The organism is Methylorubrum aminovorans (assembly GCF_022179725.1).
Lineage (GTDB): Bacteria > Pseudomonadota > Alphaproteobacteria > Rhizobiales > Beijerinckiaceae > Methylobacterium > Methylobacterium aminovorans.
In genome coordinates, this window is sequence record NZ_BPRC01000006.1 from 45,442 (window position 1) to 69,993 (window position 24,552).

General features: G+C 68.3%; 20 protein-coding genes and 1 pseudogene. 3 read left to right on the forward strand and 18 right to left on the reverse strand.

Annotated features, from left to right (window positions below; all coding sequences use genetic code 11):
- Positions 1 to 14: 14 nt before the first annotated feature.
- From MFF24_RS10530 to MFF24_RS10595, 14 genes and pseudogenes are all read right to left on the reverse strand, one after another.
- Positions 15 to 788: a phosphatase PAP2 family protein gene (locus tag MFF24_RS10530; protein WP_003596879.1), complete on the reverse strand. Its 774-nt coding sequence runs from the start codon at positions 786 to 788 to the stop codon at positions 15 to 17.
- Between the two features lie 298 nt (positions 789 to 1,086).
- A complete protein-coding gene (locus MFF24_RS10535; RefSeq protein WP_003596877.1) occupies positions 1,087 to 1,863 on the reverse strand; it encodes a COG4705 family protein in 777 nt (258 codons plus the stop codon).
- Positions 1,836 to 2,708 (reverse strand): COG4705 family protein, encoded by an 873-nt coding sequence (locus tag MFF24_RS10540; RefSeq protein WP_003596874.1) that lies wholly within the window; start codon positions 2,706 to 2,708, stop codon positions 1,836 to 1,838. The genes MFF24_RS10535 and MFF24_RS10540 overlap by 28 nt, the downstream gene beginning before the upstream one ends.
- Positions 2,705 to 3,112, reverse strand: a complete 408-nt coding sequence (locus MFF24_RS10545; RefSeq protein WP_003596871.1) for a hypothetical protein — start codon at positions 3,110 to 3,112, stop codon at positions 2,705 to 2,707. The genes MFF24_RS10540 and MFF24_RS10545 overlap by 4 nt, the downstream gene beginning before the upstream one ends.
- A 68-nt stretch (positions 3,113 to 3,180) precedes the next feature.
- On the reverse strand, positions 3,181 to 3,957 hold the full coding sequence (locus MFF24_RS10550; RefSeq protein WP_003596870.1) for a COG4705 family protein: 777 nt from the start codon (positions 3,955 to 3,957) through the stop codon (positions 3,181 to 3,183).
- 92 nt (positions 3,958 to 4,049) lie between these two features.
- Positions 4,050 to 5,345, reverse strand: a complete 1,296-nt coding sequence (locus MFF24_RS10555) for a sensor histidine kinase (RefSeq protein ID WP_003596867.1) — start codon at positions 5,343 to 5,345, stop codon at positions 4,050 to 4,052.
- On the reverse strand, positions 5,342 to 6,001 hold the full coding sequence (locus MFF24_RS10560) for a response regulator transcription factor (RefSeq protein WP_003596865.1): 660 nt from the start codon (positions 5,999 to 6,001) through the stop codon (positions 5,342 to 5,344). Before MFF24_RS10560 ends, MFF24_RS10555 begins: the two co-directional genes overlap by 4 nt.
- A gap of 526 nt (positions 6,002 to 6,527) precedes the next feature.
- Positions 6,528 to 7,787, reverse strand: a complete 1,260-nt coding sequence (locus MFF24_RS10565; RefSeq protein ID WP_017484341.1) for a Fic family protein — start codon at positions 7,785 to 7,787, stop codon at positions 6,528 to 6,530.
- A gap of 549 nt (positions 7,788 to 8,336) precedes the next feature.
- On the reverse strand, positions 8,337 to 8,558 hold the full coding sequence (locus MFF24_RS10570) for a hypothetical protein (RefSeq protein ID WP_003596862.1): 222 nt from the start codon (positions 8,556 to 8,558) through the stop codon (positions 8,337 to 8,339).
- A gap of 302 nt (positions 8,559 to 8,860) precedes the next feature.
- Positions 8,861 to 9,142: a hypothetical protein gene (locus MFF24_RS10575; RefSeq protein ID WP_231343942.1), complete on the reverse strand. Its 282-nt coding sequence runs from the start codon at positions 9,140 to 9,142 to the stop codon at positions 8,861 to 8,863.
- Positions 9,143 to 9,229, reverse strand: a pseudogene (locus MFF24_RS29150) (hypothetical protein); the annotation flags it as partial.
- 84 nt (positions 9,230 to 9,313) lie between these two features.
- Positions 9,314 to 10,327 (reverse strand): ATP-dependent nuclease, encoded by a 1,014-nt coding sequence (locus MFF24_RS10585; RefSeq protein ID WP_017484342.1) that lies wholly within the window; start codon positions 10,325 to 10,327, stop codon positions 9,314 to 9,316.
- Between the two features lie 111 nt (positions 10,328 to 10,438).
- Positions 10,439 to 11,320: an AAA family ATPase gene (locus MFF24_RS10590; protein WP_003596854.1), complete on the reverse strand. Its 882-nt coding sequence runs from the start codon at positions 11,318 to 11,320 to the stop codon at positions 10,439 to 10,441.
- 66 nt (positions 11,321 to 11,386) lie between these two features.
- The gene (locus tag MFF24_RS10595; protein ID WP_012455877.1) at positions 11,387 to 12,883 is read right to left on the reverse strand and encodes a T6SS phospholipase effector Tle1-like catalytic domain-containing protein; all 1,497 of its coding nucleotides are present in this window, start codon (positions 12,881 to 12,883) and stop codon (positions 11,387 to 11,389) included.
- Positions 12,884 to 13,775: 892 nt separating this feature from the next.
- Here MFF24_RS10595 and MFF24_RS10600 point away from each other — a divergent pair.
- From MFF24_RS10600 to MFF24_RS10610, 3 genes are read left to right on the forward strand one after another with little or no spacing between them, the layout of a single operon-like run.
- Positions 13,776 to 15,503, forward strand: coding sequence for an efflux RND transporter periplasmic adaptor subunit (locus tag MFF24_RS10600; protein ID WP_012455876.1), 1,728 nt, complete (start codon positions 13,776 to 13,778; stop codon positions 15,501 to 15,503).
- 12 nt (positions 15,504 to 15,515) lie between these two features.
- On the forward strand, positions 15,516 to 18,743 hold the full coding sequence (locus MFF24_RS10605; RefSeq protein ID WP_003596851.1) for an efflux RND transporter permease subunit: 3,228 nt from the start codon (positions 15,516 to 15,518) through the stop codon (positions 18,741 to 18,743).
- Between the two features lie 32 nt (positions 18,744 to 18,775).
- Positions 18,776 to 19,141 carry a hypothetical protein gene (locus tag MFF24_RS10610; protein ID WP_003596849.1) on the forward strand — a complete coding sequence of 122 codons (366 nt, stop codon included), beginning with the start codon at positions 18,776 to 18,778 and terminating at the stop codon, positions 19,139 to 19,141.
- Positions 19,142 to 19,390: 249 nt separating this feature from the next.
- On the opposite strand, the gene MFF24_RS10615 is transcribed toward MFF24_RS10610, so the two are convergent.
- The 4 genes from MFF24_RS10615 to MFF24_RS10630 are packed head-to-tail and all read right to left on the reverse strand — an operon-like array spanning position 19,391 to position 24,552.
- Positions 19,391 to 20,332, reverse strand: a complete 942-nt coding sequence (locus MFF24_RS10615; RefSeq protein ID WP_003596846.1) for a cation diffusion facilitator family transporter — start codon at positions 20,330 to 20,332, stop codon at positions 19,391 to 19,393.
- Positions 20,333 to 20,374: 42 nt separating this feature from the next.
- Positions 20,375 to 20,917, reverse strand: a complete 543-nt coding sequence (locus MFF24_RS10620) for a hypothetical protein (protein WP_003596842.1) — start codon at positions 20,915 to 20,917, stop codon at positions 20,375 to 20,377.
- Positions 20,918 to 20,944: 27 nt separating this feature from the next.
- Positions 20,945 to 21,298: a hypothetical protein gene (locus MFF24_RS10625; protein WP_003596841.1), complete on the reverse strand. Its 354-nt coding sequence runs from the start codon at positions 21,296 to 21,298 to the stop codon at positions 20,945 to 20,947.
- A gap of 5 nt (positions 21,299 to 21,303) precedes the next feature.
- Positions 21,304 to 24,552 (reverse strand): efflux RND transporter permease subunit, encoded by a 3,249-nt coding sequence (locus MFF24_RS10630; RefSeq protein ID WP_003596840.1) that lies wholly within the window; start codon positions 24,550 to 24,552, stop codon positions 21,304 to 21,306.

The following is a 24,552-nucleotide window of genomic DNA, read 5'->3' on the forward strand; positions in this document are numbered from 1 at the left end:
GCCGTAAGGCGACGCTAACGCAAGGTCCGAACGGACAGCTTCGAATCCGCATGAGCCGTACGGTCGGGCTCACCGGCCGCCCCCGACGCTTCGACCTGGCCGCGCCGCTGGAGGCGCAGCGCCACGATCCAGCACAGCACCGCCCAGGCCGACCCGACGCACCAGCCCGCCAACACGTCGGTCGCGTAGTGGACGCCGATGTAGACGCGGCTCAGCCCCACGACGACGGTGAGGAAGACGGCGAGCCCCATGAAGTACGCCTTCAGCCGTGCGCCCGCTGCGACCCTCGTCATGATCGCCCCCAGCGTCAGGAAGGTCACCGCAGAGAGCATGGCGTGGCTGCTGGGAAAGCTGGCTGTGAACACTTGGATGCCGCCGGGAATGTCGGGACGAGGGCGGTTGAAGAGCAGCTTCAGGCCGAAGCTGATGACCGTGCCGCCCAGCATCGAGCCCACCACCAGGAGGGCAGTCCCACGCCTGCGGACCAGGAGCAGGTACCCCACGGTCGCAGCCAGCAGGAAGCACAGGACGACCATGCTCCCAAGGGAGGTCACGTCGCGCGCCATCTCATGCACCCAGGCCGGCCCGATTGGGCCGGCGGCGCCGAGTGGACGGAAGAAGCGCGCGACCCGGGTGTCGAACGCCATGGTATCACCCTCCATCACCTCGCCGGCGAGGAGGCCGAACGCGAGGAGGAGTGCGGCGACGCAGAACAGCGTCGCCACGAGGCCGAGCTCCCGTTTCCCGAGGCGCGTCACGGCTGCTGCCCAGGCACCCAATTCGTTCATCCGCCTCGCCTCCCGGCCGGACCTCGGTACGCCGCCCCAGGTCTGACGCGCGTCGCCCGTGGGGCGAGGCGGCCAGACCGGGGATGCAAGGATCGTCGATGGACCGCGGCCCTGACCCACGGCGACTGCTTCTGGCCCGGCCTCGGGATGCGCGCGGCCGCCGTCCCCGGGCCGCCGGCATCCGTGCGAACTCCACGGATCGGGGGCAGGTCGCGCGCACGGCCCCGTGGACGAAGTCGCCGCGGCGCCGGACAAGGGCGGGGCCCCGGCGCGTCGCCATGCGGTGTCGACCGCAGGTTCATGACGCCGTCGCGTCCGCGCCCGGATGACGGCCGGCCCGCTGCGGTAGCAGGACGATGAGCGCCACGATGAAGGCCGCGATCACGGCGGAAGCGAGCGGCCGGCTCAGGTTCAGCCCGCCGTTGGCGACCGGCTTGTCGAGGAAATCGCCCACCGTGGCCCCGAGCGGGCGGGTCAGGATGAACGCCGCCCAGAAGAGCGTGACCCGTGAAACGGAGGTCCGGTAGTACAGGGCGATGACGACCGCGAGCGCCGCCGCGAAGACGAGGGCGCCACCCTCGTAGCCGAGGCCGCCGGTGTCCGCGAGCCAGTCGCCGAGCGCGGTGCCCAACGTCTGCGAGAAGGTGATCGCCCCCCAATAGAACGCCTCGACCCGCGGGGTCGAAACCGTGTCCACCGACACGGTGCCCTCGGTCGCGTACCAAAGCCCGAGCACGGCCGCGAGGCAGGCGAGTAGCAGGGTCGACCCGCCGGTGTATCCGATGCCGAGCGAGCGGTCGGCGAAGTCCGCCATCGTCGTACCGAAGGTGGTCGAGGCGACGATCGTGGACCAGTACAGGACCGGGTGGAACCGCTTCGATATGATCTGGGCGACCACGAGCGCGACCAGCAGCACGGCGAACAGGGCGGTGCCGGCGAGGTAGCCCCAGTTGAGGGTCATGGTGACGGTGTCGCCGCCGGTCTCCCCGAGCGTCGTGGCCAGGATCTTGATGATCCAGAAGCCCAGCGTGACCTCGGGTACCTTGCTCAGGGCGCGTTCGTAACGGTCGTCCATCGGACCTGCTCCTTCTTCGAGAAAAACCTCACGGCGCGTCGGCGCAGGCCGCCCGGCGACCGGCACGCTGCGGGATGAGGAGGACGAGCCCCGGCCATGACGAGCGCGAGCACGCCGGAGATCGTGATGTCGTCGATGCCCAGGCCGCCGGAAGCGACCGGCTTGTCGAGCGAGTTGGCGAGGGTGGCGCCGAGCGGCCGCGTCAGGACGAACGCCGTCCAGAACAGCATGGGCCTGGAAACACGCGTTCGCAGATGGAGGGCCGTGACCACGGCCAGCGCGACGAGGATGAGGAGCGCGCTCCCGTTGTACCCGAGCCCGCTGCTGTCAGCCATCCAGTCGCCCAACGCGGTGCCGAGCGTCTGGGAGAACATGACCGTGGCCCAGTAGAAACCTTCGGCCCGCGGGGACCGCACCGTCTCCACGGCGACCGTGCCGAGCGTGCGCTTCCACAGGATCAGGGTCGCGACGACCGATCCGAGCAGCACCAGGGACCCGCCCGCGTAGCCGATGCCGAGGGACCTGTCGCAGAAGTCGGCGAGGGTCGTGCCTGCGAGCGTCGTCGCGGTGACCACGGCCCAGTACAGGATCGGATGGAAGCGGTCCGCCCGGACCTGTGCGGCCAGCAGCACCGCCAGGGCGGCCCCGAAGATCGCCGTGCCGGCGAGATAGCCGAGGCCGAGCGTCAACGTGACGGCGTTCCCGCCGACCTCGCCCAGGGTCGTGGCCACGATCTTGATGGCCCAGAACCCGGCGGTGGCTTCAGGCACCTTGGCGGGTTCGACGTGTCCGGGTCGCTCGGTCGGTTGCATCGGGCTGCCGTGGGAAAGCGAGGGCTGGCTCACGCGGTGTGGGTCTGGTCGATGATGGCGAGCAGGTCGTCGACCGCGCGACGGCAGGCGGCCGGATCGGGGTTCGACGCCCGCAGCGCGTCGAGGGCGCGGTCGATGGCCTTGTCCACGACGTGCCAGTCGGCGGCGGCTCGCGGCTTCAGGCCGGCCTCGGACGCGTCCCAGGACAATTCCAGGTCCTTGATGCGCGTCTTGGCGGCGGCGAGGTCGCCCCGGTCGGTCATCGCCTTCACGTCGACGACGATGGTCCGGAACTTGGAGAGGTCGCCAAGCTTCGAGGCCGCCATCGCCTTGGGCGTCGCTCCGACGGCGGCGTCCTGCATCGCCAGCAGGCCCAGGGGGGCGGCCGTGGCACCGATGACCGTCGCGGCGATGGCGGCGAGGAGGATGTTTCGCATGGTCGTTCGCTCCGTGTCGTGCGGCGTTGGAAGGACTGGAGGATGGGGATGCGGGAGGCGGCGGACGGTCAGGCCCGCCGCTGTCCGGCCGGCTCGCCAGGGCGTCCGGAGACGAGGCTCAGGGACGTCACCAGGGCGACGATGACGGAGAAGAAGGCGAGGCTGGTGGAGGCCGTGCCGAAGCCGAGGCCGCCGTATTCCCGTGCCTGCGACAGCAGATCGCCCAGCGATGCGCCGAGGGGGCGCGTGACGATGTAGGCGAGCCAGAAGGTCGTCACCGGGTTCGCGCCGAGGCGCCAGGCGAGGGCGAGGGCGGCCAGGATCGTGCCGAAGATGACGACGCCGAGATTGAAGCCGAGCCCCAGCGCCTCGGTAGCCAGGTCGCCCGCGGCCGTGCCGAGCGCGAAGGTCAGGAGGATGGCGAGCCAGTAGAACGCCTCGCGGCGCCGGGTCACGATGGCGTGGATCGAGAGCGTCCGCTCGGTCGCGTACCAGAGGGCGAACACGGCGGCGAGGGCGGCCGCGAACACGCCGGTGCTGACGAAGAGGCTCACGCCGAGCTTGTCGGTCAGGATGTCGGTGACCTGCGTGCCGACCACGCTGACGAGGACGACGGTCGACCAATAGGTCCAGGGCACGTAGCGCCGCTCGCGCACCTGCAGGGCGAGGACGGCCGCGAGGAGGCCGGCCGTGAGGGTGGCGGTGACGGCGGCACCCAGGCCGACGTTCACCGCGAGGTAGTCCGCGCCGGTCTCGCCGACGGTCGTGGACAGGATCTTGATGACCCAGAAGGCCGCGGTGACCTCCGGTACCTTGTTCAAGACCTGGCGCTGGATCTCGCTCATCCCCGTCTCCCGTCCGTCATGGTCGGGCACGGTGATAGCGAGCCAGAATGAGGGCAGAATGAGCTTCGTCCGGAGGAGCCGCAGGCTCGGCCTCAGGCCGGCAGTCTGACGGTTGCGAGGGTCCCCTGCCCGTCACGTCGGTTTTCGACCGTCAGGCCGAGGTCGTTGCGCTCCGCGATGCGGCGGGCGATGGCGAGCCCGAGCCCTGTGCCTTCGACTTCCGGTGGCGCGGCCCGGAAGAAGCGGTCGAACAGGCGGCCCTCGCTTCCCGGCGGCAGCCCGCAGCCGGTGTCCCGAACCGTGACGACGCACGCACCGTTCCGGTTCAGCAGACGGACGTCGACCTGGCCTCCCGACGGCGTGTAGCGCAGGGCGTTGTCGACCAGGTTGGCGAACAGGACGCGGACCTCGTCCTCCGACGCGTGAAGCGTCGCGGGTGTCTCGATATGCACGCCCAGGTCGATGTCCTTGCGCTCGGCGAGCACGACGTGGTCGGCGACGCAGTCGAGCAGGAGCTGGCCGAGGTCGACGGATGCAGGACGGGCCTCGGCACCGTCGTCGAGCCGGGCGAGACGGAGCAGTTGATCCACCAGCCGGTTCGCCCTCCGGAGGCCGTCCGCCAGCGCCATACGCCGCGCGTCGCCCCCGCCACCGGCAGGCCCGCCGAGGGAGTCGAGTTGGATCTGCATCGCGGCAAGCGGCGTACGCAGTTCGTGCGCCGCGTCGGCCACGAACCGCTTCTGGGCGGCCAGAGCGGCCTGCAGGCGAAGGATGAGCCCGTTCATGGCCTCGACGAGGGGCGCCACCTCCGTCGGCACGCCGCGCGTCGGCAAGGGGCCTTGGGCGGCGGCGCCGCGCCCGGCGAGGTCATGCACCAAGCCGTCGAGCCGCCCGAGCGCCCGGTTCATCGCCCAGCCGACGACGATCCACGACAGCGGGACGAGGAGCAGCAGCGGGGCCACGGCGCCGAGCGCCGCATTGCGTGCGAACTCCGCCCTCACGACGTCGCGCTGGGCGACCCGGACCGTCGTGGTGCCGTTGGCGGTCGTGTAGGTGCGCCAGAGCTCGCCGCCCATGACGACGTTCGCGTATCCCGTGCGGCCGGGGTGGCGGACGTCGACGCCGCGGTCGTCGCGCAGGACCTGCCCGTCCTTCCAGATGGTGACGGCGAGTTGGTCCTCCGGGTCCTGGTCGGCGGCGGGCGGCGCGTCCGCGTCCGGGAGCCCGGGACCGGCGTTGAGGGCGACCTGCCGCAACTGCCCGTCGAGGAAATCGGCCGCCTCGATCCGCGCGAGGGCATAGGCCGCGACCATCGCGGCCAAGCCGATTCCGGCGAGCAGGGCGGTCATCCAGCCGAGCGTCGTGCGGCGCAAGGAGGCGGCCCTCATGGCTTGGGCACCATCCAGCCTGCGCCGCGGACGTTGAGGATCACGCCCTTGCCGACCTTGCGGCGGACCGTGAGGATCAGGGCGTCCACCGCGTTGCTCTCGACCTCCTCGCCCCACCCGTAGATGCGTTCCTCGATCTGCGCCCGAGAGAGGATGCGCCCCGGTCGCTCCATGAGCGCGTGCATGAGGGCGTATTCGCGCGCCGACAGGACCGCGACGGTTCCGGCGTGGGATAGCACATGGCTCTCCGTGTCGAGTTCGGTCTCGGCGGCCACGAGCCGCGCGGTCGCCCGCCCGGCCCGGCGCCGCAGGATCGCCCGCATCCGGGCGAGCAGCTCGCGCATCTCGAACGGCTTGACCAGGTAGTCGTCGGCCCCGAGGTCGAGGCCGGCGACGCGGCTGTCGAGTCCGTCCCGCGCCGTGATGATGAGCACCGACATGTCGTTGCCCGCCGTCCGCGCGGACCTGAGAACCTGCAGGCCGTCGGCGCCCGGCAGGCCGAGGTCCAGCAGGACCAATGCGTGGCCGCCGACCCGCAGCGCCGTTTCGGCCATGGGGCCGTCGCGTACCCAATCGACGGAGTAGCCTTCGGCGGCAAGGCCGTGCGACAACCCTTCGCCGATCATGCGGTCGTCCTCGATCAGCAGCACGCGCATGGGTCGCCTTGTTCGGGTCGGAGCATTCATGGCGCGGTGCTGGCCGTGACCGCTCGCAAGCCGGAGCCGGAACTGAGCCGCGCCACGGACCGGTCCTAGCCTGCAGCCGAGACAACAGCGACGTGAGAAGTCGCTTACCCTAAAGGCGTAAGCATTCCTTTGGACTTGAGGAAAGCAGCCCTGGATCGGCGCCTCGGAGGCGGTGTCGGGTTTCGGGAGATTTCCGGCCACGTGCCGACGTCTGCGTCCGACCTGCCGCCACTGGGCATATGGCGAGCCGTCATGACGGCGCCGAGCGGACAGCACGGATCACCGTCGGGCTTGCGATACACCAAATGGCTCGGGATGAATGCGGATGGCGCGTTGCCGAATCGCCGGTGGTGGCCGGACCCAAAACCACATACTGCCCGTTCCGGCACCTCGCCCCTAGTTGGCCTTGCAGGCGAGTGACGCAACGACCTACCATCATGAACGTCATCACGCGGCCTTTGTAGTTTTTGGTCGTTGGAAGTGCGTCATCGTCGTTCTATACGACTTGATGTTCAAGGGGTATCAGGCCGGTGACATCGTCCTGGAGTTGGGCCGTCAAGTCGAGTTCCTGCCAGTAGGAGGCGGGGGCCGGGATGCCTCGCCGCCATACGATGTCCACGTTGACGTTCGGGTCGGTGAACCTCGCGTTCTTCTCGTCTTCCAGAAAAGCGTGTGTCGAGGCCCAAAGGCGCAACGTTTCGTCGAGGTCCGGCGAAGCGATGCGGGCCGTGACGGACTGGCACCGCAGCATCGCGCGCACGAGGGGCGCGGCTTGAGCGGCGCCGGGTGCGGTAAGCGCCCGCAACCCCCCGATGTAGTCCGACCGGTAGATGGTCGGCACCACGATTCGCGACTTCCCCCCGCCGACCAATTCCTTCGTCATCATGATGCGGGCGGTCCGACCGTTGCCGTCGTTGAAGGGATGGACGAGGACGATGAGGGTGTGGGCGAACACGCCGCGGGCGAACGGGGCCTGCAGGTCGCGCAGCATGGCGAAACCCTCGCGCAGAGTCCCCTTGACGAGGTCAGGCAACACGAAGACGGTGTTGCCGGCGCTGTTGGCATCCTCCTTGAACTCGCCCGGCTTCTTGTCGGGGCGCGCGTCGAGCAACCGCGCGTTCCGCTCGCGGATCTCGGCCATGAACTCATCGACGGACGATGCGCGCGCCTCGCCCGGCACGATGCTCGCGACCTGGGCAAAGGTTTGCGTCACGTCGCGACCGTCCTGCGGCCGCCCATCGGCCGGTTCGTGCTCGAACACGATGCGCCGCGCCTTGTCGACGAGGAAGCGCGTGCCCTCGATGTAGTTGGTGAAGTACGCCTCGACGAATGACGTGCAGTCCCGCTCGCCGGGACCGACGTGCGGGTCGGCCAAGTCGGGCGCGACGCGCCCGAGGGTCATCGCCAAGACCTTGAGGCGCTCCATGCACTCGGGGTCGTAGGGGTCGTCCGGCCGGCGCCGCGCGGCCACGTCCCTTGCGACCAAACCGGCTTTGCGCGTTCCGAGGATGGTCCCGATGATATCGAGGAGGACCTGCAGTTCCTGTTCCGCCCCAAGCGAGCCTGCGATGCACTCGGCCCGCTGCCGGATCTCCCGGAGACCGTCCTCATGGGCGGTCTTCAGCAACCGCTCGACCTCTCGTTCGACGCCTTCCCTTCCGACGGTGCGGCTAGGCCCACTCCGTGCGCGTGATGCCTGCAGGTTCTCCAGCAGGGCGCGCGCGTCGCTCGGAAGGTAGACCCCGAGGAAGGACATGTCCCCCTCCAACGGCCCTGGACCGGGGAAGGTTCTGATTTCCAAGCCGGGCAGTGACAACCGCCTGCGGGCCTTCCCGTGCGGATCGGTCGCGAACACCCAGCCCGGGAAGACGACGCGCCCGTCCGGCCCGCGCTCACGCCAGGGATTCCTCTGCAGGGCAGTCCGGCCCCTGAGCACGGCACCAGGCGCGTATCGAGCGAGGATGGGAGCCCATCCGCCGCAGACAATCTCTTCGACGGGACGACCGTTGCACACCGCATAGATGCCGTCGCCGACCCGCCGGAGCTTGCCGGCGGCGGCCTGCCGCTGAAGGGACCGGTCGCGTTGCGGGTCGCCTCGCGTGAGGATCAGATCACCGTGCGTCGTAGCCACTTAACGCCCCCGGGCGGCGGAAGCCCCGTCGCTTATATCGACATAATAACCTCTTGTGTCGTTTAAAACAACATAAGCTCGCAATTGCCCTAAGGCAGGCTGATATACCCGTCTACTACTCGATTCCCGGACAAGGCAACCATGTCTCCGAGCGGTTGGAAGTCGAAGACCCCCTCAGACCGGCATGCCGGTCAAGGAGCGCGGGTTCACCTCGGCCCGATATCCCTTCGAATGCCTGAGCAGGCGCCGCATCTCATCGAGCCAGCCGAGGTCCTCGGCGGACTGGTCGTAGAGGCAGATGGCCAGCCCGTGTTCGAGGACCGGCTCGATCTTGGCGTATGCCTCGGAGGAATGCATCGCGGCAACGGCCTTGTCCCGGGATGGCCAGCGCGCCATCAGCGCGAACTCGACGTACCGGATGTCCCGGTCGTGCAGGTAGAAGACGACGTTCTTGTGCCGGAAGCGGGGACGCTGGAAGACGGGTCGCGGCCTCAGATCGACGAGTGCCCGCGCGGCGTTGGTCGCAATCAGGCGCAGCAGAGGCTCCTCCGTCAGCCCCTCGATGTCGACGAAGGCGACGGCGCCCTCTCAGTCGTCCTGGCCGGGGAAGAGGGTGTATTGCAGGTCCGGCATGGACGGGACGGCATGCGGCGCCAGCGCCCGGGTCGGGAAGCTGAGGATCTTGCGTTCGGCCATCGTCAGGCTTCCGGGACCAAGGAGGCGGCACGCCTCTCGACGGAGGCCAAGTCACGCAGCCGGACGGCATGTTCGGGCAGGCCCCCGCCGGGAGGCACGAACGTGCCGTGCTCGTCCTTCAGATCACCTTTCTTGATGAAGAAATCCTCATGCATTCGCTCGCCGACGCCGGTGAATGGAACGATGACCATCTGGGCCTGGGTCGGCGCCTTTCCGTCCTTGGGCCGTTGCGGAAGTTCCGTAACGATGGTGTCGGAGTGAAGCTCGACCGCGAGGCTCTTCACGTAAGGCTCGACGTAATAGACCCGCTTCACCCCGGCGGTGACGAGGTGCCGGGCACAGTTATGGCAGGGATATACGGTGCAATAGAGCGTCCACTGACGACTGTTGCCGGCCCTTCGTGCGGGCGAGGCGCTCGGGTCGCCTGTCGCGGTGAAAAGCGTCGGGTTGACCGGTTACCGTGGCAAAGCAGCGTTGATGGCCTCGATGACCTTCTCACCGTTGTCGAGGGTCGTCACGACGCCAGGGCCGTTTCCGTCCAGGAAACTGGGATTGCGGATGAGCCAATCAGCCGGGCTGAAGTGGTCGAATTCCGGCGTGGATGCCGGGAGGATCCTGAACACCGTCTCCATGCGCTTCACCAGCCGGCCGGGGCCCGGTGCATCCTTGTCAAGCTTGGCTAGGGTCAGTGCGGAACGCCCCTTGAGCTCGAAGGCGCCGTTGACAATGCCGACATAGGTCTCGGGCTCGAATATGTCCTCGACGTCGCCCTCGGCGATGCCGAGCACGTCGGGATAATTCATGATGCGGCTCTCTGGTATGGCACCGGCGGCCTTGAGCTGCTCAAGCTTGCGCTTGTCGCCCTGGGCTCTGTCGGACATCACCGCCAGGTGTAGGTTCGCGCCCTTGAACAGGGAGACGAACGACTGGATCTTGTCGAGCCCACCGGCCGGACAGATCGTCCAGCGGGGGTCGAGCGCGGTCCGTCGCCGTCGCTTCAGCTGAGCCGACAGGGCCTTGAGGAACAGGATGTCGCCCGGTCCCTCGACCAGCAGGGTGTGCTTGCCGATGAACAGCGCCTGGGTGACGTCGTAGCCCAAGGCGGCCTGGAGGGGGAAGAGGGTGTCCGGGTCCGTGGCGAGCACGTCGCCCCTGACCTTGGTACCCTTCGTCGTCCAGAAGCCTGGACGCTTCTGCTCGACCTGGTCCTCGATGATCCGGGAGAGCGTCAGGTCGTCGGGCGGCACCATGAAGGGCGAATGCGTGGAGAAGACCACTTGGTGCTTCGGCAGGAGTCGGTCGGCGAAGTACCGCAGCAGATCGGCCTGGGCCTTGCCGTGGAGGGTCAGCCCCGGCTCGTCCAGCAGGAGTATCTGGTTGCCCCCACGCTTGCTTACCTGCGCGAACTTCACCAGGAACGAGAAGAACCAGATGAACCCGGCGCTACGCTCCGAGAACGGCACCGTCACCCTGTGAAGGGTGTTCCTGACACGGGCGCGGGCGATCGCGCCGGCGTTGAACGGGGCGGGGTCGCCCGCTTCCGCCTTCGTGACCCTGACCTCAAGCTCCAGGAACGCGTTCTACGTCCAGTATTCCTGCAATTGGTCGGTGATGGCGTTCGATGCGGATTCACACTTGGCGTTCAGCGACTCGTAGGTCGTCGACGCCTTGATCTCCTCCACCGAGGTCCCGGCGAATTCGAGGAAGTCGAGGAAAACCCTCTCGCCGACGTCCAAATGCGTGTTTCCATGCGGATGTCCGGGATGGTGGTACGGTGCGTCCCCGTTGCGTACGATGTCGTCGACCCGGATTTGCCCGGCCATGCGGTCGTAATACGAAAAGTACATGAACTGGGGCGTCACGGAGCGGATGTAGCTCCCAACGAAACCCACCGCGTTCTGGCCGGGGAACGACCTGATCGTTTCCAGGAGCGCGACTTGGTCCGGCGTCGGCTCCGCCAACGCCTCCAACGCCTTTCGGAGCATGTCCGTGGTTGTGGCTTCCGCAAGCGGTTCCCTGACGGTTTCGCCGAGGCCGTGGCTGGCCATCAGGTACTCGGCGATGGCCGGGTAGTTCAGCGGAACGTCGATGCGGAAGGTTTCGTCGTCGTAGCGGCGCGAGAGGGTGATCTGACGCGACCGGAGACAGTCGGGGCCCAACGCTTCGGCCAGCGTCGCCACATCCTCGGGCGATAGGGACCATTTGGACGTGATGACGATTGCCTCGCCCTCCTCCTTCGGATGCCGTGCGTCGTACTCGTTCAGGTGCCGCCTGGGGTAGTCCCGTTCCCTATCGAATACCGTTGGTGTCGCCGGGTGGGGATTCAGGCCGGCCAAGGCTTGAAGGAGGGCGGTCTTGCCAGCCTCGTTCTTGCCGACAAGACAGACCATGTCGCCGAGCGTGACCTCTTCCGAATCCTCGACGCTGCGAAAATTGGTGACCCTGAAACTGTCGAGCCTCATTCCATCCCTCGTAGTCGGTCCGCAGCTTCGCGGATGGCCAAGCAACTGCAATCGCAGATTGGTCTGCTAGACGATGCCGGATTTCGCTGCCCCTGGGTTTGGCGAGCCCGGCGCATAAGCGGTCCTGAAGTCCCGGTGGTTCGCCAACGCCAACGGCCTATAGGGACCTTTCCCATCACATTGGGTCACCTCGGCCAGATCGAATCTTTCCCTGACGCTCGGGTGGACCAGGGCATCCTCCGGGATCTCCCGGACCTTCACCGGCCATCCCAGCCATCCCATGCGACGGGACAGCCAGCGGGGAAGGATGCCGGCGATGGAGTCGTGCATGCCGGCGACCTCGCAGTGCTGCATGCCATCGGACGCCGGATGCAGGTGCAGCCGGCCGGTACCGGGCTCTCCGGACACCATCCCGTCGACCCGAAGCGGATCCGGGATCTTGGTGGCCTGCTCCACCATCCACTGCAAGGCGACGTCGGACAGCCGGCTCTCGGCTTCGGGGTAGCTGCCGCCGATGTCGGAGTGGTTGCCGGCGAACCACATCTGGATGAGCGGATCGGGCTCGCCCTGGACCTTTTTCCGCACCCCGTCCCGGCTGCCCCACCTGACCCGCGGGAAGTCGGCGCGGGTCTCGTCGATGGAGAGGGCATGCCGGGCATAGCCGACATGGCCGCTCAGCAGTTGGTCGTAGTTCCCGGAGCGCCATTGCGCGATGTGCCAGCGCGCCTTCCCGTTCACCGGTGAGTCGGTGATGGTCTTGACCGCTGTCGGCAGCCAACGCCAGAGGACGAACGCCGCAGTGAGCGAGAGGGTGGCCAGGAACGGGCGCCAGTAGCCGGTGCCGAACGCTAGGTCGGACAGGACGGCGGGCACGGCTGCAACCAGCACGGCCAGGATCGTCAGGCCGGCCGCGATGCCCCACCACTTGGGTCCGGTCGCGCCGAGCGAGGCGACGGTGTCGAACACGCCGATGAAGTGCGGTGCCACGTTCGAGGAAAGGTCGTCACCCGACCTGTACTTGCGCCGGAATCGCCTCGCCAACTCGAACCGGTCCTTCTCGTAGTCGCCGCCCCGGGGTGAACCCGCGCCGTACTCATAGACCTTGATCACCGCCTCATCCGCGATGTCCCGCGTCGCCTTGCGGAAGCGTGGAAGGTCTCCGCCCGGCACTTTCGTCGGGACGCCGCACAGGAACAGAACGTTGGCCACGCAACGGGCCGTGTAGGCCCCTCGGCTGAAGCCGATCAGGTAGATGCGGTCGCCGGGCTCGTAGTGGTTGATGGCGAACTCGTAGCAGTCGGCGATGTTCTTCGTGATGCCCAGGCCGGTCACCGAGGACAGCAGCTTCTGCAGTCGGCGGTAGGCACCGACGAAACCCGGGGCCGAGCCGTCCGTGCCGAGGCCGGCGTCGTAGAAGGCGACCTGCTCGCGCGGGTCGATGCCGCTGTCCGGCCCGACCCGGCAGACGCGGTAGAGCTTGTAGACGTTGCTGAGGCGCTGTTCCTCGCGGAGGCCACCTTCCTGGCCGGTGCCATCCGAGAAGACCACGATGTTCTTAGCCACGCCCCCCTCCTGCAGCCGGGATGGTCCTGGAATGGAGCCCATCTTGCGAGGCTGGATCGCGTCCGACGCCCAGTCAGACCGGTTAAGCCCAGCTTCGGGAGTCGCAACCGCCAGGTTCCTTGTTTGTTCCCAATCTGCGACCAGAGTGTACGCGCTGACGGAGGCCATGGCCTCCGAGCACGAAGCCCGGCGGGCGAAGTCGCGCCCTGCACGCGAACAACCTCACCCCTGACACCAAGGCGGCCGGAATGGCGGCCGGGACCTAACCCCCTACCGGCGGCCGGCCCCGCCGGTGCCCGGATTTGAACCTCGCTCACCGGACCGAACGGTTGGGGCGGATACATCCAAGGACTTTCGTCGGGGCGCCACTCGTTGAGCGCCAAATAGCTCATGGTCTGCCCGCGTGGATGTGCTATGCACCCCGCATCATGTCGGCCACCCGGTCCTTTTGGCGTTCGTTGCTCACGGTCTTCCAGATCGTGTCGCTTGCCGCCTTTTCGGTGGCGGGTGCGGGACACTCGCACGCGGGGGAGCTTCACGTCGGACACGACACGTCCGTCTCGGTCGGGTACCAAGTGACTGGAGGGCCAGGTCAGGTTGACGACATGGTGGGCCATGCCGACCGAAGCGCCGAAGAGTCGGTGGCTGGTCCTTGCGGCCTTTGCTGCCCAGCGTCGTTCGCGCGCTGGGACTGCTTGACCGTCGTGGTTGCCTGGAAGCCCGAGCGAACGTTGGCTGGCGTCCGCAAAGTCACGTTCGACAGCGTGGTTCCTGAGACGCTTCCTGAACCCCCTCGAACCTTCGCCTGAGGTCCGCGCTCCAACGCGCGCCCTGAGCGGCTGTCCGTGAACGACAGCCGCCAGCCTCCTTTACGCGAAGGCTCGATCATCCCATGCGTGTTCTCTACGCCTCCGCCCTGCGGACGGCTCTCCTGGCGTTTGGCCTCTGGGCCGGTGCGCCGACGCTCGCCGTCGCCCATGAGGGGCACGACCACGGCAACGAGGCGCAGGCTCCGGCGGCGGCTACAGCGCCGCGCAGTACGTCGAGCACCGACGCGCTCGAATTGGTCGCCATCGTCCGAAGCGGCCGCTTGGCCGTGTTCCTCGACCGTGTGGGCACCAACGAGCCTGTGACGGACGCCGTCGTCCGAGCCGAGACGCCGGACGGCTCCCTCACCGCCTCGCCCATGCCGGACGGCAGCTACGCGGTCGATGCACATTGGAGCCTGCACCCCGGCGAGCACGAGGTGCTCTTCACCGTGACCGCGGCAGGCTCAACCGACATGTTTCCGGTCACGTTGACGGTGCGGGAGGCACCGCCGCCGAAGTCTGAGGCGGGTGTCTCCGCGTGGGCATCCGGCCTCGCCGCGGCCCACGACTTTCAGCGCCACCTGAAGGAGGCCGACCCGCTGCCGCTGGCCATCGGCGGCACCGGCTTCCTTCTCGGCATCGCGGTCACGCTCCTGATGAAGGGGCGCCGTTACTTGCCGGCCACTGCCCTCGTCGCCCTCATCGTCGCCCTCGCGTTCGCGCCGCGCGCCTTCGCGGGCGAGGGGCACGGTCACGGGAGTGCCCCCGGATCGCAAACCACCCTCATGGCCGCCCCGGCGCCGGCGGGACAGGACTTGGCGCGACGTCAACCGGACGGGTCGATCTTCGTGCCCAAGCCCACCCAGAGGGTACTGGCCGTGCGCACGGTGGTGACATCCTCCGACATCATGCGCCGCACCGTCGAGCTGCCGGGGCGCATCGTGCCCGATCCGAGTGCCAGCGGGGTCGTGCAGTCCTCGGTCGGCGGCCGGCTCTCGCCGCCGGAATCCGGGATCTTCCCGCGGCTCGGCACGCGGGTGCGCAAGGGCGAGGTGCTGGCCTATGTCACGCCGCCGGTGCAGGCGGTCGACGCCTCCGACATGCGCCAACGCCAGGGCGAACTCGACCAGCAGATCGCAGTCACGGAGCGACGGGTCGAACGTTACCGCAAGCTCGCACCGGGCGGCGCCGTATCGCAGGTGCAACTGGAGGACGCCCAGGCCGAGCTGAAGGGTCTGCTCGACCGCCGCGCCGCCCTCGACACAATCCGCCAGCAGCCCGAAGCACTCAAGGCGCCGGTCGACGGCGTGATCGCCGAGGCGACCGCCGTGGCCGGGCAGATGGCGAGCCCCGGCGTGCAGGTGTTCCAGATCGTCGACCCGACCCGCCTCTGGATCGAGGCGCTGAGCTTCGACGCCCTCACCGGCGGCCAGCACGCCACCGCCCGCCTTGCCGACGGTCGCATGCTGCGCCTCGCCTACATGGGCGCAGGGCTCGCCGACCGCAGCCAAGCCGTGCCGATGCACTTCGCCGTCGAAGGCGCGCCGTCGGAACTGCGGACCGGGCAGTTCGTCACCGTGCTGGCCGCAACCGACGCACAGCAGAAGGGGTTGGCGCTTCCGCGCATGAGCGTGGTGCGTGGCGGCAACGGCCAAAGCATCGTCTACGAGCACACCGCGCCGGAGCGCTTCGAGCCCCGCGAGGTGCGGGTCGAGCCGCTCGATGCGGGGCAGGTGCTGGTCGTCTCCGGGCTCGCCGCGGGCAAGCGGATCGTGACCCAAGGCGCCGAACTCCTCAACCAGGTCCGCTGAGGAGGCCAACCCGTGTTCACGCTCCTCGTCACGCAATCCCTGCGCAACCGCCTCCTCGTACTGGCGCTTGCCGCGGTGCTCGTCATCTACGGTGCCTTCACCGCGACCAAGCTTCCGGTCGACGTATTCCCGGACCTCAATCGGCCGACGGTGACGATCATGACCGAGGCCGAGGGACTCGCCCCCCAGGAGGTCGAGCAGCTCGTCACGTTCCCGGTCGAGACGCAGATGAACGGCCTGCCGGGCGTGACCCGGGTGCGTTCCGTGTCCGGCGTCGGCCTCTCGGTGATCTACGTCGAGTTCGACTGGGGCACCGACATCTACCGCAACCGCCAGCAGGTCGCCGAGCGCCTCGCGATGGTGCGCCCGCAACTACCCCCAAACGTCAACCCGATGATGGGTCCGGTCTCCTCGATCATGGGCCAGATCGTGATGGTCGCCCTCAACGGCGGCACGGTCTCGCCGATGCAATTGCGGGAACTCGCCGACTTCACCATCCGACCACGCCTGCTCTCGATCCCCGGCGTCGCCCAGGTGATCCCGATGGGCGGCGAGGTGCGCCAGTTCCGCGTCGCGCCCCAGCCCACGGCCCTGCGGGCGCTCGGCGTCACCCATGGCCAACTGGAGACGGCGCTGGCTCAGTTCGGCACCAACACCGGCGGCGGCTTCACCGACCAGTACGCCCGCGAGTACCTGATCCGGAACCTCGGCCGGAGCATGAGCCTCGACGACCTGCGCAACATGGTCGTCGCCACCGTCAACGGCCGACCGATCTACCTGCGGCAGGTGGCCGAGGTCTCCTTCGCGGCCCGGGTGAAGCGGGGTGATGCCGGTTACATGGGCGCGCCCGCGGTCGTGGTCTCGGTCGAGAAGCAGCCGGCCGTCGACACGGTGCGGCTCACCCGCGAGGTCGAGACGGCCCTCGCGGAGATCACCGCCAGCCTGAACGCCTGCGGCCCCGACGCGGGCAAGGGCAGCTCGGATCGGACGGGTCCGTCCGTGGCCGAACCCGTCGGCGAGGCATGCGCCTTCAAGGGCGTGCGCGCCGACCAGCTCATCTTCCGGCAGGCGAACTTCATCGAGACCTCGATACGCAACGTCGAGACGGTGCTGATGGAGGCCGTCGTCGTCGTCGCGGTGGTGCTGTTCGCCTTCCTCTTGAACGTGCGCACCACCGCGATCTCGCTCACGGCGATCCCGGTCTCGATCCTGGCGACCGCGGTCGTGTTCCACCTCGCCGGGCTGTCGATCAATACGATGACCCTTGGCGGCCTCGCCATCGCCATCGGCGAACTCGTCGACGACGCGGTGGTCGACGTCGAAAACATTTTTCGGAGACTCGGCGAGAACCGTAAAGCGGGTAACCCCAAAAGCGTCTTCACAGTCGTGGTAGAGGCCTCGAACGAGGTGCGCTCCGGCATCGTCTACGCCACTATGGTGATCGTGCTGGTGTTCGTGCCGCTCTTCGCCCTGTCGGGCATCGAGGGCCGGCTCTTCGCCCCGCTGGGTCAGGCCTACATCGTCTCGATCCTGGCGAGCCTCCTCGTCTCCATCACCCTGACGCCGGTGCTGGCCTACTACCTGCTGCCGGGCCTCAAGCGACTGGAGGAGCATGACAGCCAATTCCTCAAGTGGCTTAAGCGCGGGAACGCCGCCCTGCTGCGCGGCCTGCTCGGGCATGGCCGGCCGGTCATGGCGGTCGCCGGTCTGGCGGTGGCGGCGGCCGGGCTCGCGGCGACCTTCCTGCCACGCACCTTCCTGCCGCCGTTCAACGAGGGCTCGTTCACGGTCAACATGACCTTCAACCCCGGCATCTCGCTGGCCGAGAGCAACCGGATCGGACTGGTGGCGGAACGGCTGCTCCTGGAGATGCAGGACGTGAAGTCCATCGGTCGCCGCACCGGCCGGGCCGAGCTCGACGAGCACGCGGAAGGCGTCCACTCCTCCGACCTTGAGATCGACCTGAAGCCGGGGTCGCGACCCAAGCCCGAACTCGTCACCGACATCCGCGGGCGCCTCGCGGTGCTGCCCGTCAGCGTCAACGTCGGCCAGCCGATCTCGCACCGGCTCGACCACATGCTCTCGGGCGTGCGCGCCGAGATCGCGCTCAAGATCTTCGGCGAGGATCTCGACACCCTGCGCGCGCTCGCCGAGGACACGAGGGCGCGGCTCTCGGACATCCCCGGCCTCGCCGACCTCCAGGTCGAGAAGCAGGTGCTCATCCCCCAGTTGGAAATTCGCGTCGACTATGCCCGCGCGGCCCTCTACGGCGTCCAACCCGCGGCCCTGGTCGAGCAGTTGAGCCGCCTGTCGAACGGGCAGGTGGTCTCGCGGGTGGTGGACGGCTACCGCCGCTTCGACGTGGTGATGCGCCTCTCCGACACGATGCGCACGACCCAGCGCCTCGGCGACCTCCTCATCGAGACCCCGTCCGGCTGGGTGCCGGCCCGCCAGATCGCCGACATCCGCGAGACCGACGGGCCGAACCAGATCCTGCGCGAGAACGCCCGGCGCCGCATCGTCGTGCAGGCCAACACCCAACCCGGCTCCGACATGGGAAAGATCGTCCAGGCCATCCAGGAGAAGGTCGCCGCGGCGAACTTGCCCAACGGGTACGCCACGAGCCTGGAGGGCTCTTTCCAGGCCCAGGCAGAGGCGAGCCGGACCATCGGCCTGCTGTCGCTGCTCTCCCTCGCCCTGGTCTTCGCGCTGCTCTACTCCCGTTACCGCTCGGTCGTCTTCACGCTGATCATCCTAGGCAGCATCCCGCTCGCCCTGATCGGCTCGGTGGCCGCCCTTTGGATAGCCGGGCAACCACTCTCGGTCGCCTCGATGATCGGCTTCATCACGCTGACCGGCATCGCCACCCGCAACGGCATCCTCAAGATCAGCCACTACCTGAACCTTGCCATCCACGAGGGCATGCCGTTCGGGCGCGACCTCGTCATCCGCGGCAGCTTGGAGCGGCTGGCGCCGGTCCTGATGACGGCGCTCTCGGCGGGCGTCGCCCTGGTGCCGCTGATGATCGGCGCCGACGCGCCGGGCAAGGAGATCCTGCACCCCGTGGCGGTGACGATCTTCGGCGGCCTGATCAGTGCGACGCTGCTCGACACCGTGCTGACCCCGGTGCTGTTCCTGACCTTCGGCCGCAAGCCCCTGGAGCGGCTGCGGGACGAGGCCCGTCACCGCCCCGAGGCTTCACCCGAGGCACCGAGAAGTTCGCCCGTCGAGGCGTTCTGAGACCTTCCCGACCCCCGAGAAAGGACATCGTCATGCGCTCCCCCTTCCGCCTCGCCGTCGTTGCCGTCGCCATCGCCCTCGCGTCGCCCTGCCTCGCCGCCGGCCCGAACGGCGGCCAGACGACGGTCGCCGATGGACATCCCGTCGAGTTCGTCGCGACCGAGACCGGCATCACCTTCTTCGTGACCGGTGAGGACGGCAAGCCGGTCGAGACCGCCGGCCTCTCGGCCAAGGCATTCGTGCAGGTCGGAGGCAAGACGGAGACGCTGACCCTGAAGCCGGGGGCGCCGAACAAGCTCATGGCCGACCTTAAGGCCCCGCTGGCGGCGGGAGCGAAGGTCGTGCTGTCCGCGAAGATGCACGGGCACAACATCCAGGCGCGGTTCGAGAAGCAGTAGGGCCGTCGGTGGGGCGGCCCGTGCGGTTCCTTCCGCGCAGGCCGCCTCGGCCCGGCTACCTCCGGGTCAGGACAAATGGCCCAGGAGCACCAGGAAGCCCAGGAGCAGGAAGCACACCGCCAGCACCTTGACGAGGTCGCGTCCCGCCCGCCTTCTGACGTGCGGACGGGCACGACGCCTGCCGCGCGGCTTGGACTCCCATCTCTCGATTTCCCGGGCCAGCTTCTTGCCTACCATGGCCGCGCCGCCTCAGACGGGAAGGTGCGGGAACTCCGCGGAGAGTGCCTCGTCCTCGACCTGGACGGTGACGTGCTCGATGCCGTGCCGCTCCTTCATTAGGCCCCGCACGGCACGGATCACCGCCGGCCCGCCGGCGACGTCGTCGACCACCACGTGCCCGCTCATCGCGTCGAAGCCCGACGTCAACGTCCAGGCATGCAGGTCGTAGGCGCGGCGCACCCCCGGCATCGCCTCGATCTCGGTCTTCAGGGCGGCGAGGTCCACGCCGGGAGGCGTGCCCTCCAACAGGATGTGAAGGGCTTCGCTCAGCAGTCGCCAGGTCCGGGGTACGATGAACAGGCCTATGCCGGCGCCGATGAGAGGATCGACCCAGGTCCAGCCCGTGCCCATCACCACGAGGGCCGCGAGGATGACGCCGACCGAGCCCAGCATGTCCGAAAAGACTTCGAAGTAGGCGCCCTTCACGTTGAGGCTCTCGGACGAGCCGCCCGACAGCAGCTTCATGCTGGCGAGGTTCACGCCCAGCCCAACCAGCGCCACCAGCATCATCGGCCAGCCGAGGATCTCGGTCGGCTCCACGAAGCGCCGATAGGCCTCGTAGAGGATGTAGGCGGTGACCCCGAGCAGCACGACGGCGTTGGCGAGCGCCGCGAGGATCTCGAAGCGCATATACCCGAAGCTCTTGCCCGCCGTCGGCGCCTTGGCCGCGTAGTGAATGGCGAGCAACGCCAGGGCGAGGCCGCCGGCGTCCGTGACCATGTGCGCGGCATCCGCCAGGAGCGCGAGGCTGCCGGTGAGCAGGCCGCCGACGACCTCGGCGAACATGTAGGTCAAGGTCAGCCCGAGCGCCCAGGCGAGGCGTCCCTTGTTGCGGGCCGCAGCCGAGCCCGAGGGAATGCCGCCGCCGTGCGAATGCCCATGGCCGCCGCCGTGTGCGTGTCCGTGTCCCATATGCCGATCCCAGGTTTGCGATGATGTGTCCGACCGCGGGTTTCAGGGCGCGATTCCGCCGATCAGGTCGGCCACGTGTGCGCCAGCCGGATGCCCGGCCTCGACGTGGTGCGTCCCGGAACAGGCCTGGTATCCGGGGCCGAACGTCGTCATGACGAGTTCGCGCCGTCCGTCCGCGGTTTCGCGGCTGGCCAGCAGCGCCTGCCCACCGGGCCAGAGTTCCGCATCCGCCGTCGGTCCCGGCTCGGGTTCGCCGTAACGGCGAACGCCTTCGTCGTGGATGGCCCGACGCGCTTTCGCGAGGTCGTCGCCGGAGAGTGGCACGCCGACCCAGACCACCTGCTGCAGCCCCTCGGTCCGGCAGATCACCAGGATGACCTCGGCCGTCCCGGGTCCCGTGGCCGGCCGCCAACCCTGCGGGTAGTACAGGGCCGTCAAGTTCGCCTCGCGGTCGACCTTCAGCGGACGGGGCACTTCGGAGAGCGGTCCCCACGCAAGGCCGAACGGCGCCTCGCCCGCATCGGCGGCGAGGGCCGGGACGACCGCGAATGCGGCCGCGTGAAGGACGCGCAGGTGCCACCTCATCGCTCGGTCTCCCGTCGGACCCGGTTCCTAGGACGCGGGTCCACGCAGTCGGTGGTAGAGGGCACGAACCGCGTCCGAGTAATCGGTGGCCGGATTGGCCGCGCAGAACGTGCGTAGGAAGTCCGCCTGGGCGGCCAAGGGCATGGAGGGCGGCGCGAGGTCCAAGCCCTCGTCGACCCCGTCCGGCGCCCGGATCAGCGCGCCGCTCATGAACCCCTGCGCCCAGGCGAAGTAGTCGCGCTCCATGGCTGGCTGCGCCGCGGCATCCGCGCCGAACCGGGCACAGGAGGCGGCACCGATGCCGACGATCTTGGTCGGCTCGGCCTGAACGGCCATGGTCAAGCCGAACCACACGAGCATGCCCGACCGGACCCTTCCCATCGGGGCTACTCCGCCGCCTTGAGTTGGCGAGGAACCGACGGCGCCGGGCGCTCAGCCGCTGCCGTGGTCTCGACCCTGCCGAAGCGCGCGTACAGGGCCGGCAGGACGACCAAGGTCAGCAAGGTGGCGCTGATCAGGCCACCGATGACCACGGTCGCGAGCGGCCGCTGGATCTCGGCGCCGGTTTCCGTGGCGATGGCCATCGGCACGAAGCCGAGCGAGGCGACGAGCGCCGTCATCGCCACCGGCCGCAGCCGGATCATGGCGCCTTCGAGGATGGCCTCGCGCTTGGGCCGTCCCTCGGCGACGAGTTGCTTGATGAAGGTCAGCATCACGAGGCCGTTCAGCACCGCCACGCCCGAGAGCGCGATGAACCCGACCGCCGCCGGCACCGAGATGGGCATGCCCCGCAGCCACAGCGCCGCGATGCCGCCGGTCAGGGCCAGGGGCACCGCGCTGAACACCAGCAGGGCGTCCCGGGGCGAGCCCAGCGCCGAGTAGAGCAGCAGGAAGATGAGGAAGAAGCAGACCGGCACCACGATCATGAGACGTTGCTTGGCGGAGGCGAGGTTCTCGAACTGGCCACCCCAGGTGACGTAGTAACCGGACGGAAGCTGGACCTGTGCGGCGACCTTTCCTTGCGCCTCCGCCACCAGCGAGCCGATGTCGCGGCCGCGCACGTTGGCCGTCACCACGACCCGACGCTTGCCGTTCTCGCGCGAGATCTGGTTCGGCCCCTCGGTCACCGAGAACGACGCCACCTGCTTGAGCAGGACCGAACTCGCCCGTCCGTTCAGCCCCGGAGGAAGCGGCACCGGGATGTTCTCCAATGCCTCGCGGTCCTCGCGCACCTTGTCGTTCAGGCGCACGACGATGGGGAAGCGCCGGTCGCCCTCGAACACCACGCCCGCATCCTTGCCGCCGATGGCCGCGCCGATGACCTCCTGGATGGCGCCGACGCTGAGCCCGTAGCGGGCGGCCTCGGCCTTGTTGATCTTGATTTCCAGGAACGGCAGGCCGGCGGTCTGCTCGACCTTGACGTCCTCGGCCCCGGTGATGCCGCGCAGCACCTGGGCGACCTGATTGGCCGCCTTGAGCATCGGCTCGAACTCCTCGCCGAACACCTTCACGGCGAGGTCGCCGCGGGTGCCGGCCAAGAGCTCGTTGAAACGCAGCTGGATCGGCTGGGAGAACTCGTAGACGTTGCCGGCGAGTTCGCCGACCGCCTTCTCGATCTGCTCCTGCAGGTCCGCCTTGGACAGGCTCGGGTCGGGCCATTCCTCCTGAGGCTTCAGGATGACGAAAGTGTCCGACGAGTTCGGCGGCATCGGGTCCGATGCGACCTCCGCCGTGCCGGTTTTCGAGAAGACGTAGGCAACCTGCGGGAATTTTGACACGGCCTGCTCGACCTTCAGCTGCATCGCTTGGGACTGGGTCAGCGAGGTCGAGGGGATGCGTGTGGCGTTGAGCGCGATGCTTTTCTCGTCGAGCTGCGGGATGAACTCGGTGCCCAGGCGTGTGGAGAGGATTCCCGCACCGACGAGGAGCAGGAGCGCTCCGACGACGAAGGCGACGGGCGCGCGGACCGCAGCGGCCAGCACCGGGCGGTAGGCTGCCTTGAACGCACGGATGATGAAGTTGTCTTCCTCGGTGACCTTGCCGGTGATGACGATGGAAATCAGGGCGGGCACGAAAGTCAGCGAGAGGACGAAGGCGGCCACGAGCGCGATGATGACTGTCAGCGCCATCGGCTCGAACATCTTGCCCTCCACCCCGGTGAAGGTCAGGAGCGGGACGTAGACCAGGATGATGATGGCCTGCCCGTAGAGGGAGGGCTTGATCATCTCCTCGGCCGAGGCCCGCACCGTCTGCAGGCGCTCCTCGGTGTCGAGGCTCCGCCCGAGTTCGTGCTGCTTCTCGGCGAGGTGCCGCAGGGCGTTCTCGGTGATGATGACCGCCCCGTCGACGATCAGGCCGAAGTCGAGCGCGCCGAGGCTCATCAGGTTGGCCGAGATCTTCGCCTCGACCATCCCGGTCATGGTCATCAGCATGGCGACCGGGATGACGAGCGCCGTGATGATGGCCGCGCGGATGTTGCCGAGCAGCAGGAACAGGATGACGATGACGAGGGCGGCGCCCTCGGACAGGTTCTTGGCCACGGTCTTGATGGTGGCTTCGACGAGGCGGGTACGGTCGAGGACGGTCTGCACCTCGACCCCCGGCGGCAGCGACTTGCGGATCTGCTCCATGCGTGCGTCGACCGCGGCGGCGACCTTACGGCTGTTGTCTCCGATCAACATCAGGGCCGTGCCGATCACGACCTCCTGGCCGTTCTCGCTGCCGGAGCCGGTGCGCAAGTCCTTTCCGATGCGGACCTCGGCGATGTCCCGGATGCGCACCGGGACGCCGGCACGGGTGGCGACGACCACGTCGCCGATCTCGTCCATGCTCTCCAGGCGCCCGGCGGCGCGAACGACGTAGCCCTCGCCGTTGTCCTCCAGGTAGCGGGCGCCCTGGTTGGCGTTGTTCGTCTCCAGGGCGCGGGCGACGTCACCGAAGGACAGGTCGCGGGCGGCGAGCTTCGTTGGGTCCGGCTGGACGTGGTACTGCTTCTCGAAGCCGCCGATGCCGTCGATGCCGGCGACCCCCGGGACCGTCTTGATCTGTGGGCGGATGATCCAGTCCTGGACCGTGCGCAGGTAGGCGGTCTGCTCCAGTTCCGTCCTGAGGCTCTGACCTTCCGGCGTCAGGTAGCTGCCGTCCGGCTGCCAACCGGGCTTACCCGCGGCCGAGACCTGGCGCTCGCCCGGCTTGGCGTAGTGGATCGACCACATGTAGATCTCGCCCAGGCCGGTCGAGATCGGGCCCATGGCGGGCTCGGCGCCGGGCGGCAGGTCCTGCTTCACCTGCGAGAGGCGTTCGGCGACCTGCTGGCGCGCGAAGTAGATGTCGAGCTTCTCCGCGAAGACGGCGGTGACCTGCGAGAAGCCGTTGCGCGAGAGCGAGCGGGTGTATTCCAGCCCCTTGATGCCCGCGAGCGCGGTCTCGACCGGGTAGGTGACCTGCTTCTCGATGTCGACGGGCGAGAGCGAGGGCGCGGTCGTGTTGATCTGGACCTGGTTGTTGGTGATGTCCGGGACGGCGTCGATGGGCAGCTTGGTCACGGCATAGCCACCGAATCCGGCCGCCAGCAGCGACAGCAGCAGCACGAGCCAGCGCTGGTGGACGGAGAAGTCGAGGATCTTCGAAATCAT

Coding starts and splice junctions, on each gene's coding strand:
- MFF24_RS10610 (WP_003596849.1), top strand. CDS start 18,776: ATGCGCTCCCCCTTCCGCCTCGCCGTCGTTGCCGTCGCCATCGCCCTC.
- MFF24_RS10625 (WP_003596841.1), bottom strand. CDS start 21,298: ATGGGAAGGGTCCGGTCGGGCATGCTCGTGTGGTTCGGCTTGACCATG.
- MFF24_RS10630 (WP_003596840.1), bottom strand. CDS start 24,552: ATGATTTCGAAGATCCTCGACTTCTCCGTCCACCAGCGCTGGCTCGTG.
- MFF24_RS10600 (WP_012455876.1), top strand. CDS start 13,776: ATGCGTGTTCTCTACGCCTCCGCCCTGCGGACGGCTCTCCTGGCGTTT.
- MFF24_RS10555 (WP_003596867.1), bottom strand. CDS start 5,345: ATGAGGGCCGCCTCCTTGCGCCGCACGACGCTCGGCTGGATGACCGCC.
- MFF24_RS10590 (WP_003596854.1), bottom strand. CDS start 11,320: ATGAGGCTCGACAGTTTCAGGGTCACCAATTTTCGCAGCGTCGAGGAT.
- MFF24_RS10560 (WP_003596865.1), bottom strand. CDS start 6,001: ATGCGCGTGCTGCTGATCGAGGACGACCGCATGATCGGCGAAGGGTTG.
- MFF24_RS10550 (WP_003596870.1), bottom strand. CDS start 3,957: ATGAGCGAGATCCAGCGCCAGGTCTTGAACAAGGTACCGGAGGTCACC.
- MFF24_RS10620 (WP_003596842.1), bottom strand. CDS start 20,917: ATGAGGTGGCACCTGCGCGTCCTTCACGCGGCCGCATTCGCGGTCGTC.
- MFF24_RS10615 (WP_003596846.1), bottom strand. CDS start 20,332: ATGGGACACGGACACGCACACGGCGGCGGCCATGGGCATTCGCACGGC.
- MFF24_RS10570 (WP_003596862.1), bottom strand. CDS start 8,558: ATGGCGCGCTGGCCATCCCGGGACAAGGCCGTTGCCGCGATGCATTCC.
- MFF24_RS10535 (WP_003596877.1), bottom strand. CDS start 1,863: ATGGACGACCGTTACGAACGCGCCCTGAGCAAGGTACCCGAGGTCACG.
- MFF24_RS10545 (WP_003596871.1), bottom strand. CDS start 3,112: ATGCGAAACATCCTCCTCGCCGCCATCGCCGCGACGGTCATCGGTGCC.
- MFF24_RS10530 (WP_003596879.1), bottom strand. CDS start 788: ATGAACGAATTGGGTGCCTGGGCAGCAGCCGTGACGCGCCTCGGGAAA.
- MFF24_RS10565 (WP_017484341.1), bottom strand. CDS start 7,787: ATGTCCTTCCTCGGGGTCTACCTTCCGAGCGACGCGCGCGCCCTGCTG.